This window comes from Niastella sp. OAS944 (assembly GCA_024809215.1).
Lineage (GTDB): Bacteria > Bacteroidota > Bacteroidia > Chitinophagales > Chitinophagaceae > Niastella.
Window position 1 is genome coordinate 601695 of record JANUBW010000002.1, and the last position, 15263, is coordinate 616957.

Here is a 15263-nt window from a genome sequence, read left to right on the forward strand (position 1 = left end):
TACATTCGCGTCATGACAGAAAGAAAGGCAACATTGCATTCGGGACTTATTCTATTGATGGCAGTTTCGGCAGGTATAATCGTCGCTAATATTTATTACAACCATCCTATTCTTAACGAAATAGGTTTATCATTAAACGCCACTGAAAATGAAGCTGGTAAAATAGCCGTACTTACCCAATTGGGTTATGGACTGGGCATGTTCTTCCTGCTGCCACTTGGTGATAAGTTGAACAGAAAGACCCTGATCCTTTTTTTAACAGGCGCCCTTATATTGGCATTGATAGGTTTTGCGTTTGCTACTACGCTGCTACAGGTATATATTTTTAGCCTTTTGATAGGTTTATGCTCAACACCCGCACAGATCATTTTACCAATGGCCGCCACCATGAACAGCGCCAACCGTGGAAAAACGGTGGGTGTGGTGTTTAGCGGCATACTGGCAGGCATTTTAGGAGCCCGGGTACTGAGTGGATTAATAACCGGCTGGTTTGGCTGGCGATCGGTATATTTTGTTTCTGCAGGAATGGTACTTACCATTTTTGTTTTGCAAAGAATATATCTTCCCGAGGTGGCGCCAAAATTCAAAGGCAATTACCTAAAATTATTAAAGTCAACTTTATTACTGATCAAAGAATACAGCGTGCTTCGGCAGGCCGCCCTGCTTGGTTCTTTCACGTTTGGTATTTTCAGCTCTTTTTGGACCACGCTTACTTTTCACCTGAGTACTGCTCCGCTTAATTATACGCCAGGTACCATTGGCTTGTTTGGCCTGATTGCCATTGGCGGTGCATTGGTAGCGCCTTATTTTGGTAAACTGGCCGATAAAGGAAACAGTTACAAATCGTTGCTGACAACAGTTGGTTTTATTATTGGAAGTGTGGTATTGCTTAAATTATTCCCGCTTTCGATGCCGGTTTTAATAATAAGCATTTTCTTTTTAGACATTGGCGTACAGGCCACCCAGGTTACCAATTTTACCCGTATTTACAGTCTTCATGAACACGCACACAGCAGGCTGAATACCATCTATATGACCACTTATTTTATTGGCGGTGCCATAGGCACTTACTTCGGCCTGCTTTCGTGGAAAATTGGCAAATGGAATGTATCAACCTGGCAAATGTTATTATGGGGCGCCTTTGCACTCACTGTTGTAATTGTTTCAGAAAAAATAAACGCCAGGCGAATAAAAAGTGTGGACGCAAAAGAAAAAACGGCTGCATAATATATAGGCCATGTTGTAAATTTATATCCATGAAGGACCTGAAAACATTTTCGCTTTCACGGTACAGCCGGCTTTTTTCTGTTCCTGACAATAACAAGGAATACCTTTTGGTAACATCTGCCGGGCACCCCTATCACGATGAGCCATACAGGGCGGAATGTTATGCGATCGTTTATATAAAAGAAGGCGGCGTAAGGTTGAATGCAGGGCTTTCCTCCTTTGATGTAGATGCGCCCTCGATCATTACGCTGGGCCCGTCTGTTATCAGGTACTTCACCAAATGCAGCGATCTGTTAAAAATGGATGTTATATTTTTTAAGAACACATTTTTAATGGAGCGGCACGCCGACCTCTTCTTTCTTTTTAAATACGACTTCTTTGAAAACAGCGATCTGCATGTTTTACCTCTGAAAGGTGCTTACCATAATAAATTCAAAAAGCTTTATGAGCTCATACAACTTACACAGGGAACAGGCAGTTACCACGAGGCGGAGCTCGTTCGCAACTACATCTTCGCACTGGTGTATGAGATAGACGCTTATTATCGCCAACATATACCTCAGGCGCCCACATCAAACAGCCATCCTTTGTTCTTAAAATTCAGGCAATTGCTGCGAAGTAATTATAAGCGCGAACATAAACTCGATTTTTATGCCGGCCAGCTTCATCTAACACCCAAATCACTTTCAGCAGCCATTAAAAAACAAACCGGCAGATCTGCCGGCCAGTGGATCGACGATACCATAATATTAGAAGCAAAAGTTTTACTGCAAAACAAAACGCTTACCGTATCACAGATCAGCAATATGCTGAATTTTTCTGACCAATCAGTATTCGGGAAATTCTTTCGGGCAAATACAGGCATGTCGCCCATTGAATATCGGAAAAAGGTAGACTAAGCCATTTCGACGAACATTGAGGCAATACGGCCTATTTTCAGGTGTCTTTTATGGGGAATTTTGTCTAATCAAAACTTTAAAACAGTTGAGATATGACAAAATCAAAAATGAACAACGAAGACCCCGCTGATATAATTACAGGCTTATGGGTCATCGTTATATCGGTACTGGCTTTACTGTTAAGCCCGGTACTTGCAAGCGCGCAGAACAACTACAAACTTACGCTCACCGAAGCGGTACAATTTGCCAAACAGCAAAACAAATGGGTGCAGGCCGCCGGCATAGAAGAAAACGCTGCCGGTGAGGATCGGAAAGATGCCACTGAAATTCCTGCTATATTGGCAAAGGCCTTTTATATAGCGCGCACCGGTAGACCCGGCCCTGTATTGATTGAGATCAGGCTTAAATAGGAAACGCATGAATTGCAATGCGTCTATCTCAATAATTGGGATAGATGCATTCAATTCTTATAAAAAAGATTTTATGAAAGAAATGGCTTCCCTTCAGGAAATTGAATTACACCCCCATTCAATATTTGTTATGCATGAAAAATGCGAAAAGTATATCGCCTTTCACAAACATTCAAAAAATCAATTAACGTATGTTGAAGGCGGACTGGGTTATTTAAGATTGCGGGAAAAATTATTTGTAATACCGGCCCGCCATTATTTCTGGATCCCGGCCGGGGTTGAACATACAATAACGATCGGTAACCCGGCTACGGTGTGCCGCACATTATTTTTTCATACCCTCGATGATGCAAAAAATGAATTCTTTACCCGGGTGGGCATCTACCCTATCAATGATCTTCTATTTCAAATGATCAAATTCAGCGGGCAATGGAATACGCATATACTTCCCGGCGGGGAGCCCTATATGTTCTTACAAAGTATTAAGAACATACTACCGCAAATAAGCAGTCAAATACTTCCCGTTGCCCTTCCTTCTACAGAAAATAAAAGAATGCTGAGTATATTGGCATTTATAGAAGAGAACCTTTCAGAAAGCCATAGTTTGCAAAGCATAGGTTTGCGGTTTGCGATCAGCGAAAGAAGCCTCTCGAGGTTCTTTCAGTCAACACTGCATATTTCTTTTCTTCAGTACCTGAAACTGCTGCGCATGTCAAAAGCATTTCAGCTTATAGTTGAAAATGAGCATTCACTGGCACATGTAGCATTTTTATGTGGCTACCAAAGTTTATCATCGTTTAGTAATACATTCTACCAGGTTACCCAAACCCGGCCATCAGAGTTACTGGCATCGATGCACAACTGAGCCATAATAGATTACTGTTGAATGGCGCTATACAATTCCTGGTAATGTTCAACAAGCTCGTTGAGGGTGAATCCCCTGTTTAAACCACTCGGGTTTGGCAATACCCAAACTTTTAATCCAAAGAGAGGTTCGGGTTGATTCCCCCATGCGATCTGCTTTTTTCCTGTAAACGCTTTATAGGCCGGTTTACCGAGAAACGCAATATACCCGGGTTTAAAATGCAACATTTTGGTTTTAAAGGCATCGATGGAATTATCAAATTCTTCTTTTAAAAGCTCGTCGGCACGCACTGTTGCCCTTGCCACTGCCGTGGTGAGCCCATAACCATACTTAAGGATCGTTGCATCACGAACAGGTTCAATTTGATGGGGCGTAAAACCAGCCAGGTGCAAAACTTTCCAGAATCGATTGCTTCGCCTGCTAAAGTGATGACCGTCCAAAGCCGATTTCAAGCCGGGATTTATACCGCAAAAAACGACTTTTAGCTGTTTGGCTATGAGATCGGGTAACGTTGGGAGCATTCACAAAACTAACACAGCCTTTGTAAAAAAGTTGTATGAATACAGCCAAAGTCTGGTTGAATGCAGCCATTATAAAAAAAGCCCGCAAATACATTGATGTATGTATTTGCGGGCTGTTACTTACTCCTCGTTATACATTACCGCAAATTCTTTTGCAAAATCAGCCAGCTTTACTTCACCTAAAACCGGCTTGTTGCGGTAGTAGTCTTCGTACAAAGCACCTGTGCCCATACTTGCCTGAAATTCCACAAATCCCTTTGCTATCTGTTCATTAAAACCAATACCCAGCCAGTTGCTTAATAACTGCTCATCAGAGACCACCTGCCATTGCAGATCGGGTTTACCAATAACTGCGCCTAACGCTTTTGCAACTTCATTAGGCGATACTTCATCGCTGGCCACATACCTGGTTGTACGGCCTTCAAACGGCGTGTTAATGGCTTCAGCCACAACCTTTGCAATATCCAATGGCGAAACCCAGGGTTCCTTTTGATCGCCGCCATAATTTGAAACAATGGCGCCCTTGTATTTGATGGATTTTACAAAGGAGCGCATGTTTGTATAAAAACCTACCGGGCGTATGAATTTTATCGTTACATCGGCCGGTAATTCGTTCAGAATGGCCTCTACATTACGATGGAAAATGAGTATGCCTGTGCCTACGTTCGTATGTGCACCAACACTGCTCAGGTGTACCACTTTCTTTACGCCCGATTGCATTACGGCCTTTTTGTAGTTATACCCTATCTGGTTGATAGATGCAACGAAGTCTATGTCTTTGTCGAAGAACCCGCCGGCTGCTTCCAGTGTTTCCATCAGGTATATAACCTCTGCACCCCGAAAAGTAGTTGCCAGAAAACCCGCATCGAACATACTGCCAATGGCTGCTTTTGCCCCAAGCGCTTCAATAGCTGTTTTTCTTTCTGTATTACTACTAATAACGGTTACTGCATGACCTTCCTTTACCAACTCCTTTGTAAGCGGCAATCCTATGTTGCCGAGAGAGCCTGTTAAAACAATTTTCATTTGTATTTTATTGGTTTAATTATTTGTGTTGTTTAAAGAGCAATATGATCACGGCAAGCAAACAGCTGATGGCGCCGAAGATATAAATGGCCTGATAGCTGAACCAGCCTGCAATAAGCCCGGCAACAGGGCCGGCTATGCCCAATGCAAGATCAAAGAAGGCAGCATAGGCGCCCAATGCTGTGCCTCTCATTTGCGGCGGCACTTTTTTAATAGCCAGTACACCGAGAGAAGGGAATACCAGCGAAAAGCCTGTTCCTGTTAATGTACAACCTGCAATAGCTAACCAGTTGGTGGTAGAAAAACCTATACACAACTGACCGGCAACTTCGATGATGATGGATACTATGGCAACCTTAAAGCCACCAAACCTATCGGGGTAAGCAGAGAAAAATACCCTGGTAAGAATGTACGAACCGCCAAAACAAATAAAACCAAGGGATGCGCCATCCCATTGCTTTTTTGTGAACAGCAGTGAAATAAATGAGGCAATGCAGGCAAAAGCTATGGAAGAGAATGCTAACGCCAACCCTTGTATACTTACCTTACCAATCACCTTGTAAAAGGGTGTTCTTACATGTATTCCATCTACTTTTACTACAGGCAATTCCCTGGTTGAGAACCAGCTTACCAGCGATAGTAATGGAATGGTAGCAAAAGCCAGTACCGTTCCAAACTGCACAAGCCACAAACTGAAAGGGGCGCCAATAGCAATGCCGGCATACATGGCAATACCATTCCAGGTCATCACCTTGCCTGAGTTGTGTTGGCCTACAAGCCCTATGCCCCATGTAAGCGCGCCTGTTGCCAACATGCTTTCGGCAATGCCATGTATTATTCTGGAAAGGGCCAACAGGCATAAAGACAGTACCGGCAACGCCGTTGCCATGCCTGCAAGTAAGTAGAAAATGCCTGCAACCAGTACCAGCATCACGCCCCGCTGTGTGCTGGTTTTAGAACCTAAAGTATCGGTGATCTTTCCGCTATAAGCCCGGGTGAGTAACGTGGCCAGCGCCTGTATTCCCAGTATAACCCCAACAGTGAGGTCGCCAAACCCCAGCACCTGTTTTATAAACTTGGGTAATACACCCAGGCTAACACCAATGGTGAGGTATACTGCCAGTACTGTTATTACAATAGGCGTCAGTAACCTTTTGATCGAAATTGTTTCTGCCATAATTCGCTTCGTATAATTGAATGTTTACGAAGGCAAAATTATACAGGCGGCATGCTTTAGCTGTGATCTATAGCAGGGTTGCTGTTGGACAGATCATGGTTTTTTACCCTGAACTCCGAAGCGGTCATGTGTACGTTCTTTTTAAAGAAGCGGGAGAAATAAGTGTGGTCTTCATACCCAAGTTCAAAGGCTATCTGCTTTACATCCAGTTGGGTGTAGTATAATAATCGTTTAGCTTCTAAGAGTATCGTTTGTTGGATCCAGTAACTTACCGGAAATCCCGTGATCTGTTTAACGATCTCGTTTAAATACAACGGCGAAATATTCAGCTGCGACGCATATTCTTTTACCTGCTTCAATTCTTTGTACCGGGTTTGTACCAGTTGTTTAAACTGGTATACGGTTTGGTATTTTTGTCCGCTCATCAGTTTTTCAGCAGCATGGTCCTGAATTAAAGCTCCGGTAAGAAAACCCAGTAATGAATCTGTAAGTGATCGTGCGATCTGGTCCTGAAAAAACTCTTTTCTTTCAAGTAATGTTTCAATGACAGGAATAATCGAAAACGCAGGATTATCTGTTTTTATCTGGAACACCTGGCCGGCGTTGAGATAGTTATTAAGCACCCTGGTGTATTTCTCTGTTACAAGCAGCGGATCAATAAATATAAACCAGCCGGTACAATCGCTGAATTGAAGATAGCGATGCACCTGCCCCGGAGCTACATACAGAACGCTGGGGCCCAACATAGTAACCTGTTTAAAATCCAACTCCCATAGAAAATTTCCTTTCGATTGTACTACGAACATATAATGGTCATCGCGATGCGGCCGCTGAATATTATCCTTCATGTCACTAAAGGGAGATATATCAATGCCGGTAGCCGTCAGTTCATCTGTATGTATTTCTATATGAGGTTGTTTCATATTCCCCTGAAAGATAGGGTAAAATTAAACCTATTTACACTTTCATTGTTATTCAATAAATTCGTTTCTATTAAAGAATTTCCCATGGTAACAGAATGCATTGGCGATGGCGTGGCCCTTAATGGTAAAAACTATCCCTGTACGGTAAGTCTTACCATGGACCTGGTTGGCGGTAAATGGAAAGCCGTGATCTTATACCATCTGCGGCACGGTGAAAAGCGGTTTAGTGAATTATGCCGCGATATGAGCGCTGTGACCGAAATGACGCTTAGTAAACAACTTAAACAGTTGGAGGCTGATGGCATAATATCAAAAAAGATCTTCGGAAAGAAACCTCCGGTTAAAGCAGTTTATGATCTCACCGATTTTGGGCGGTCGTTTATTCCGGTGCTGAATGCCATTACCGAATGGGGCAATCAGGTTGCCATAAACAAAGGATCGTTTATCAATAGTACTATATAATCAATTTCTCCTGTAGTAAGGCTATCCAAATGGATAGCTATTGTAATTCCCTTCAACAGTAAATAGCTTCGCACCTGTATTAAATACAGGAAGCATGATGCATTTAAAAGAAAAACCACTCATTACTGTTGTTGGTGTTTTGGGTAAGCAAGGGCGCAGTGCGGCCCACACGTTATTACAAAGCGGGCGTTACCGGGTACGCGGTATAACCCGTCGTATTGACTCGCCGGAGGCGCTTAGACTGGCCGCACAAGGGGCCGAACTGGTAAGTATACCACTTGACCTGGGTTATAAAAAAGATTATGTAAAAGCATTCCGCGGATCGGACGGTGTTTTCATGATGACACCAGGTATTATACCACCGGCCAATCACGAAACGGAGTTGGGTAAACAACTGGCAGACGCAGCGGTTGAAGCAGGCGTACCGCATATTATCTTTAGCAGTTTGGAAAATGTAGATAAAATTTCGCAAGGCAATATGTTTGCGCCCCATTTTACCGATAAGGCAACCATTGAAGAATATATTCGAACGCTACCCGTTACCAGTTCGTTTATTTACCTGGCGTATTTTTATACCAACCTGTTTGAATTTTATCCGCCTTACCAGAAGGGAGATACGCTTATACTTCCCATCTATTTACCAATTGATTTCCCGGCACCATTTGTTGATCCTACTACCGCCACAGGCCCTGCTGTTTTAGAGATCTTTTCAAACCCGGCTCAATATGCCGGTAAATCATTGCCGGTGATCGGTGATATTATTACGCCCCGGGAAATGGTAGAAACCTTTACGCGGGTTACGGGTATAAAGGCTGCATACAGTTCAGCTTTCACCCCGGAAGAACTGCTTCATCATTTCCCGCATTTTGGTTCAAATGAAATGTTGGTGCGTGAGATCGCAGGCATGGTAGCATATACAGTTGAACATGGTTATTTCAAAAAAGACCGCGATCTGTTGTGGAGCCGGCAAATAAACCCAAACAGCTTCAGTTGGGAACAATTTCTGCGAACCATCAATTACCCCCATTTTTCACCAAGCACAAAAGAAACCATGTAATACACATCATCGGGCAAAACAGGCTTGCTCATAAAATGCGCAGCCCCCAGCTTTTTTAACCTTGCAGATTCCTTTTCATCCCTCGACGTTGTGTAAATGATCACCGGAATAGAAGCGATCCGGGGATCTTTTTTTATTTCTATCAAACATTGCTCTCCGCTGAGGCCCGGCATTCTCAAGTCGAGAAAAATGAATTCAGGCAAAGCATTGGCAGTATTATTTAAATATAGGAGTGCTTCACGGGCATTAGCCGCAGCAACATACTTTATGGTATCATCATATTCTGCGGTTGCCTCAAAGAACAACTTCCTGTCATCCTCATCATCATCGATTAGCAATATAGTCATAGTCTTTCATTTGAAGTAAGTGAAAAAAGAACCTTTATCCCTTAGGAAGAAGAACATGAAACTCCGTTCCTACCCCTTCTTTTGAACGTATATAAATTTCCCCTTTATGATTTAACACAATCTTTTTACATAAAGCCAGTCCGATACCGGTACCTTCAAAACGTTCCCTTGCATTCAATCGCTGGAATATCTGAAAGACCTGTTCCATAAACGCTTTATCGATCCCAATCCCGTTGTCAGAAAAAATAATATCATAATAAGATAAGGCCTTATCGAGTGATGGATGCGTTTGCACTTCGGCATTAGTGAGCATTCTACAGGAGATATGGATCACCGGCGCTACATCCGGCCTGGAAAATTTAATGGCATTCCCGAGCAGGTTGAAAAAAAGCTGGTTCATTTGCAGTGGCACCGCTTTAATAACAGGCAGCTCATCCTGTGTTATAACGGCTTTTTTCTGTTCTATCAGCATATCAAAATCGTTCCTTACGTTTTGCAGAATAACGTTCAGGTTCACCTGTTCAAAAACATTAGCATCCAATACCTTTGAAAAATTAAGCACATCACTGATCATTCCCGACATCCGCTGTGCCGACAGGCTGATCTTATTTATCAGTTCCCTGGCCTCACCGGTTATATCTTTTCTATATCGTTCATTAAGCAGTGCCGAGAAAGTCTGGATCTTTCGCAAAGGTTCCTGTAAATCATGGGAGGCAATTGTTGCAAACTGTTCCAGGCTGTCATTTGACTGTTTAAGCAAGTTATTGGCTTCTTTAAGCGAAAGAGTGCGTTCATCTACTTTAGTTTCGAGTTCCCGCGAAAAATTGATCAGATCATTTTCCCGGTTCCTGCTATCTGTGATATCCTCAAAAGCCAGTAATATCAATAATTCGGCATCATCTTTTTTGGCAATGCGGCAGGCATTTAACAACAAGGTCCTTTCTCCAATATCTTCAAATTTTTGTTTGATCTCCACATCGGTAATACGGCCATCCGTCAACAAACTATTTTCCAGTGCCGACCTAAACGCAGGAATATCCCATAATCGATTCTTCAGTTGATAAAAAGGTCTGCCTTCCGTTTCTTCTTCCGATGTTTTGAACTTTTTATAATATGACTGGTTAGCCGTTCTTACTTTCATGTCCTTATCCAGCACAATAAGCGGCTCCCGGATAGTTGCTATTATGGATTCGGCATACAAACGGGCAATATTCAATTGTTCATTCCGGTCTAACAATTCCTGGTTCAGGGTAGTTAGCTCTTCATTAGTGCTTTGGATCTCTTCCTTCGATGTTTCCAGCTCTTCATTCAGGCTTTGCAGCTCTTCACTACCCGACAACAGCTCCTCGTTTGCGCTTTGCAGTTCCTCATTAACCGCTTCCTGGTCTTCCGTAACGCTTCTGATATCTTCGCGCAACTGGGCCATTTCCTTTTCTAATTGACTATTCCGTTCGCTTTCTGCCATCCCTTTCAACATGGCTTCCCGCGTTGCCTCGTCAGGTTCTTCGCCCGGCATCCTAAGCCGCTCATCCCAAAAAAGGACCAGGTAATAGCGCTCTATCGTATTCAATAATGGAATAACTTCGAGGGCCACCAACTGTTGTTTCTCTGGTGACACAAGAGGAATTCCTTTTTTAACCACCGGTTGATTGTCGGTTTTTGCTTTATGTAAAGCATTCCGCAGTTCAAAGGACAGTCCCGGCTTAACCATTTTCAACACATTCAGACTGGGTTTTCCGGGCGGTGGTTCTAACCAGGCGCCGGTAGAACCCCTGAACTGAACAATATCCATTTCTTCATTCACCACAACCCCTGAAGGTGAAAACCTTTGAATGACCGCCTCATCGGCGCTCCGCTGAAAATCATCGCGGCCCGGTTCCTTTTTACCATTGCTGCCATTGCCTTTTGGTATATTTTCCGTTTTACCGGAAACAAGATGTAAAAACTTTCCGGGAACGCTTTTTCTTGTATATATTTTTTCACTTTTACCATAGGTTGCGAACAGCTCCGACGCGGGCGCTGTAGTTTCAGAATTACCCAGTAACAAATAACCGTTCTCATTCAACGCATAATGAAAAGTGGTCAGCGCCTTTTTTTGTAGAAATGTTTCCATATAGATCAGCACATTCCGGCAGCTGATCAGGCTCATTTTGGCAAATGGCGGATCTTTCAAAAAATTGTGACAGGCAAACACACACAGATCCCTGACGGTCTTATTGATATGATAACCGCCATTGACCCTGGTAAAATATTTTTCCAACAGGTAAGCGTTCAACCCGCCCATATCTTTTTTAGCGTATATGCCAATACGAGCCTTTGCGATTGACCTTTCAGAAATATCCGTTGCAAAGATCTGGATCTTATAGTCTGCAATCCTTTCTTCTAAATATTCACTCAGGCTTATGGCCATTGAATAAGGCTCTTCTCCCGTAGAACAACCTGCGATCCAGAAGCGTATGGGATTGGCGTCGTCTTTACCCTTTAATACGTTCGGAAACACGGTTTCGCTTAGTGCTGTAAAAGTTTTGGGGTCGCGGAAGAAACCCGTCACCGGTATCAGCAGATCCTGATAAAGGAGGTCCTGTTCTGCAATATTTTCCCTGAAAAAGGTGAGGTAATCAGTGATACTATCAATTTTATTTAAACCCATTCTGCGCATGATGCGCCTGCGAATGGTAGTTTGTTTGTAATAGGTAAAATCATTCCCTTTTCGCACACGCAGCAATGCAATTAATTGACGAAAAGCGTCTTCCCTGGCCGTTTTAATGTCCTCTTTCTCTCCTTCCATACTTATTCTGAAGATCTCAGATATTCTGGCCAGTTGCAATGGGATCTCTTCGGGTGAAAGGATAAAATCAACAGCGTCGGCATCGATGGCGCTCTGCGGCATACCGGAGTAAGCGGCAGACTGCGGTTCCTGTGCAAAAGTAAAACCACCATATTCTTTGATCGCCTTCAATCCCTGGGTACCATCGCTTGCAGTCCCCGATAAAACAACGCCGATGGCATGGCTTTGATGAACCACGGCCAGAGAGGTAAAAAAAAGATCGATGGGCATGTTCTTCTCACCTTTCGGCGCCCGGGGGCTTAACTCAAGTCGGCCATCATTTGCCGTGAGCAATTTATTCGAAGGGATCACATAAACCCGGTTTGGTTCAACCCGTACATTATTGGTAATTTCCTGTACAGGTATAGATGTTACCTTTTGCAGTATTTCTACCAGCATGCTATCATGCGAGGGCTCCAGGTGTTGTACCAAAATGTAAGCCACTCCTGCATTTTCCGGAATGGCCTTTATCAGCCTCTTAAAAGCATCGAGGCCCCCTGCTGAGGCCCCCACACCAACTACCGGAAAAAGGTTATCAGAGCGTTCCTTGCCCTTATCTTTATTGTGCAGTTCAGACATGATATAATATTTGCTGAAAATTATGATCAGCAAACTCTTACAAGGTACGTTTATTCATACAATGATCACAAATTGCCTTCCTTCTCTTTATTTTGAAGATATGCATATGCATTATGCGACAGGGCGGAACCCGGCAGCCATTGCCACCAGATACCGAGATCTGCTTTAATAATATTAAAATAGAACTCGGGCAATTGCTGTGACTCCCCTTCAAAGTATTTTCTAAAGTTGCGGTCCTGTATAAGGTTTTGCCTTACCTGCCGGTAGAACTTTAACCTGCCCCATCCTTCTGAAGAAATGGCACGCATAATATTCATCCACCTGGCATTAAAACCTTGTGTATTTATAAAACGGCGATAAATTGCCTTTAAGGAAAATGCATATTCGGTAAGGTCTATCACCTTGCCGTAAAAATCGACCCAATCATAATTTTTAGGTTTCACATTCATGGCCAGGTGATTGTTTAAAAAATGAAAAGGAAAAGGAAGTACCCGCTTTGTTTTCTGGTATTCCAAATTTAACGGCGCCGCCTCACCGAAAGCAGTAAGCAGCGAAAATCCCGGAAAAGCGTTTGGTGAATGATCTATAAAGCGTTTGGTAAGTTCAAAAGGTTCGGCCCCGGCATCACTGTCGAGCCCCAGCACAAAGTTGGTTTGCACATATGGCACATAACGAAAAATAGTATTGATATGTTCCGAGATCTGCTTCACTTTATCAATACCGGTAATATGCGATGACCGTGATTTGTTACCCAGCTCATACCACGATTCAACACCAGGCAACAGGGCGGTAAATCCATTTTCCTTTAACTTGTTCAGATGAGCTTCTGTAAGCACCGAAAGGCTGCTTTCCGCCACAAAACGAAAACTTTTTGGTGGTGCAGCTGCAGCAATGGCATCCATACTTTCTTCGAACCGTATTCCAAAATTCGGGTCATGCCAGCCTATCCATGGCTGTTTAAACTTAGTAAGCAAAAATTTAAGATCAGAACTTATGGTTTTATTATCCAATGCCTGGTAACTTACCGTTGAATCAATGCAAAACGGGCAGGTATAAGGGCAGCCCACACTTCCCAGTATAGGCACAATTTTTATAAAAGGGGCTTTCTTTAAAGTAGGTTCAATAAATTTCCATCGTTCCTGTATACCACATAAATCGGCCGGTTGTTTACCGGCACATATTTTTTTTCCTACAGGGCGCTGGGGTACACAATTATTTAATAGATCGGTTATTATTCCCCGGTTGGTAAACCCCAGCACATAGTCAAAATACTGAACGGCATCATCGGGATAACACCGTGCATGCGGCCCCCCTAACACCGTTATCACGCCCTGGCTACGGAAATAGTTACTAACTGCATAGGCCAGAAGCGCGGCCTGGGTAAAGGAACTGATAAAAATAAGGTCTATATCTTTCGGAAGTTCTTTGCTCAGATCTTCGTTACCGGTATAGCAGATCATATTAACCTTATGTCCTTCCTGTTCGCACCAGGTAGCTATTACCTGAGGCATTATACTGGCCAGGTTAGCATGCATGATCCTTGCCCATAATGACCTCGAAGGTTTTTTACATACAAGGTCAATAACACCAATTTTAAGAGTTCTCATATTGTTGATAGTTACTTCCTAATTGTTTCATTAGCCGCACATGCGAGTAAACAGCCTGTCTCATGGTTGGGTAATAGTTATAGGGCAGGCCAAATAATTCACATTGTTTCCGTATTATTTTGCTCAATGCCGGATAATGCACATGACTGATTTGCGGAAAAAGATGGTGTTCTATTTGAAAATTCAATCCGCCAACCAACCAGCAGATCACTATATTTCGAGGGGCAAAATCGGCGGTGGTCTTCACTTCATGAATAGCCCATTCAGATGCTATTACCTTGTCATTTTCCGTAACCGATTCAAAAGAAGTTTTTTCTACCACATGGGCCAATTGAAATACAACAGATAAAACAAGCCCCATTGTTATATGAAGAATTAAAAAACCGGTGAGCCATGCCTGCCAACCTAAAAAATAAATTGGTACAACAGCATAAAAAAAAGCATAAAGCACTTTACTAAACCAGAATATAATATGCTGACGTGCATCAATTTTACTAATTACTGTAGATTGTATCTTTCTAGTAAAGTATTTATAAAAATCAGTACCCCACATCCAGGCAAGTGTGCTTACAGAATACAGGATGAACATATAAATGAACTGGTAACGATGTATAGGCCTCCATTTTTGGGTATTGCACTGCCTTAATAGCGGGCCATTGTCGATATCACTATCAACCCCGTCAATATTGGTATAGGTATGATGAATAATGTTGTGTTTAATCTTCCAGATAAAGGCATTGCTGCCTAAAACATTCATACTTAATCCCATAAACTCATTCACCCATTTTTTGGCTGAATAACTGCCATGACAGGCATCATGCATAACGTTAAACGCTATACAAACCAGGGTTAATCCCAAGAGCACAGAAAGCAAAACGCCTACCGGCCAGCTATAATTACCAAGTAAAAGCCAGATATACATGCCAATACCTAACGGTATCAATACTATCGCTTTTAAATACAATTTCCAGTTACCGGTTTTTTTGAGCCCGTTGTTTTGAAAATAGGTATTCACTGAGGCCCTTACAGATTGTAAAAACAAATGGTTCCTGTTATCAAATGTTACTCTGGGCATATCCGAACCGCATTGGTAAATAAATGTTTTTGTATGTGTTGTAACAAAATATATGATCTAAATCAACTATCCTGTCTGTATTAAAGTTGCCTTATTTTCGTCATAAAACTGTTATACACTTTTGTTACCAATTTATATTATTCACACATCCTTATGTATTTAAATACAACACAAAAACATTTGCGTTGGGTAACAGTGGAGCAGGTTTTGAATGCAGTCGTTTTTATTCCTAAATAAAAAAGGGCCAGGATAAAGATCCAG

General features: G+C 42.5%; 14 protein-coding genes. 6 read left to right on the forward strand and 8 right to left on the reverse strand.

The genetic code is table 11. The annotated features are described in order from the left end of the window. Nucleotides 1-12 precede the first annotated feature (12 nt). From GGD38_RS13020 to GGD38_RS13035, 4 genes are all read left to right on the forward strand, one after another. A complete protein-coding gene (locus GGD38_RS13020) occupies nucleotides 13-1227 on the forward strand; it encodes an MFS transporter (protein WP_375300402.1) in 1215 nt (404 codons plus the stop codon). Between the two features lie 29 nt (nucleotides 1228-1256). After that, the gene (locus GGD38_RS13025) at nucleotides 1257-2126 is read left to right on the forward strand and encodes a helix-turn-helix domain-containing protein (RefSeq protein ID WP_375300401.1); all 870 of its coding nucleotides are present in this window, start codon (nucleotides 1257-1259) and stop codon (nucleotides 2124-2126) included. Nucleotides 2127-2218: 92 nt separating this feature from the next. Beyond that, nucleotides 2219-2536, forward strand: a complete 318-nt coding sequence (locus GGD38_RS13030; protein ID WP_375300400.1) for a hypothetical protein — start codon at nucleotides 2219-2221, stop codon at nucleotides 2534-2536. Nucleotides 2537-2543: 7 nt separating this feature from the next. Next, entirely contained in the window at nucleotides 2544-3401 is an 858-nt protein-coding gene (locus GGD38_RS13035; protein WP_375300399.1) for a helix-turn-helix domain-containing protein, read from the forward strand. 11 nt (nucleotides 3402-3412) lie between these two features. Here GGD38_RS13035 and mug read toward each other — a convergent pair whose 3' ends face one another. The 4 genes from mug to GGD38_RS13055 form a co-directional block, all read right to left on the reverse strand. Beyond that, complete coding sequence (mug, locus tag GGD38_RS13040; protein ID WP_375300398.1) at nucleotides 3413-3922, reverse strand: G/U mismatch-specific DNA glycosylase; 510 nt, start codon at nucleotides 3920-3922, stop codon at nucleotides 3413-3415. A 120-nt stretch (nucleotides 3923-4042) separates the two neighbouring features. Then, nucleotides 4043-4948 (reverse strand): SDR family oxidoreductase, encoded by a 906-nt coding sequence (locus GGD38_RS13045; protein ID WP_375300397.1) that lies wholly within the window; start codon nucleotides 4946-4948, stop codon nucleotides 4043-4045. A gap of 19 nt (nucleotides 4949-4967) precedes the next feature. Further along, nucleotides 4968-6125 (reverse strand): MFS transporter, encoded by a 1158-nt coding sequence (locus tag GGD38_RS13050; protein ID WP_375300396.1) that lies wholly within the window; start codon nucleotides 6123-6125, stop codon nucleotides 4968-4970. A gap of 56 nt (nucleotides 6126-6181) precedes the next feature. Further along, nucleotides 6182-7048: a helix-turn-helix domain-containing protein gene (locus GGD38_RS13055; protein WP_375300395.1), complete on the reverse strand. Its 867-nt coding sequence runs from the start codon at nucleotides 7046-7048 to the stop codon at nucleotides 6182-6184. A gap of 84 nt (nucleotides 7049-7132) precedes the next feature. Here GGD38_RS13055 and GGD38_RS13060 point away from each other — a divergent pair, with 84 nt between their 5' ends. Then, the gene (locus GGD38_RS13060) at nucleotides 7133-7510 is read left to right on the forward strand and encodes a winged helix-turn-helix transcriptional regulator (protein WP_375300394.1); all 378 of its coding nucleotides are present in this window, start codon (nucleotides 7133-7135) and stop codon (nucleotides 7508-7510) included. Between the two features lie 94 nt (nucleotides 7511-7604). Continuing rightward, nucleotides 7605-8567 carry an NmrA/HSCARG family protein gene (locus tag GGD38_RS13065; protein WP_375300393.1) on the forward strand — a complete coding sequence of 321 codons (963 nt, stop codon included), beginning with the start codon at nucleotides 7605-7607 and terminating at the stop codon, nucleotides 8565-8567. Here the strand turns inward: GGD38_RS13065 and GGD38_RS13070 are convergent. The 4 genes from GGD38_RS13070 to GGD38_RS13085 form a co-directional block, all read right to left on the reverse strand. After that, nucleotides 8528-8914, reverse strand: a complete 387-nt coding sequence (locus GGD38_RS13070) for a response regulator (RefSeq protein ID WP_375300392.1) — start codon at nucleotides 8912-8914, stop codon at nucleotides 8528-8530. The genes GGD38_RS13065 and GGD38_RS13070 overlap by 40 nt on opposite strands. A 34-nt stretch (nucleotides 8915-8948) precedes the next feature. Next, the gene (locus GGD38_RS13075; RefSeq protein WP_375300391.1) at nucleotides 8949-12320 is read right to left on the reverse strand and encodes a chemotaxis protein CheB; all 3372 of its coding nucleotides are present in this window, start codon (nucleotides 12318-12320) and stop codon (nucleotides 8949-8951) included. Between the two features lie 65 nt (nucleotides 12321-12385). Continuing rightward, nucleotides 12386-13927 carry a B12-binding domain-containing radical SAM protein gene (locus tag GGD38_RS13080; RefSeq protein ID WP_375300390.1) on the reverse strand — a complete coding sequence of 514 codons (1542 nt, stop codon included), beginning with the start codon at nucleotides 13925-13927 and terminating at the stop codon, nucleotides 12386-12388. Then, nucleotides 13914-15002: a fatty acid desaturase family protein gene (locus GGD38_RS13085; protein WP_375300389.1), complete on the reverse strand. Its 1089-nt coding sequence runs from the start codon at nucleotides 15000-15002 to the stop codon at nucleotides 13914-13916. Before GGD38_RS13085 ends, GGD38_RS13080 begins: the two co-directional genes overlap by 14 nt. Between the last annotated feature and the right edge of the window lie 261 nt (nucleotides 15003-15263).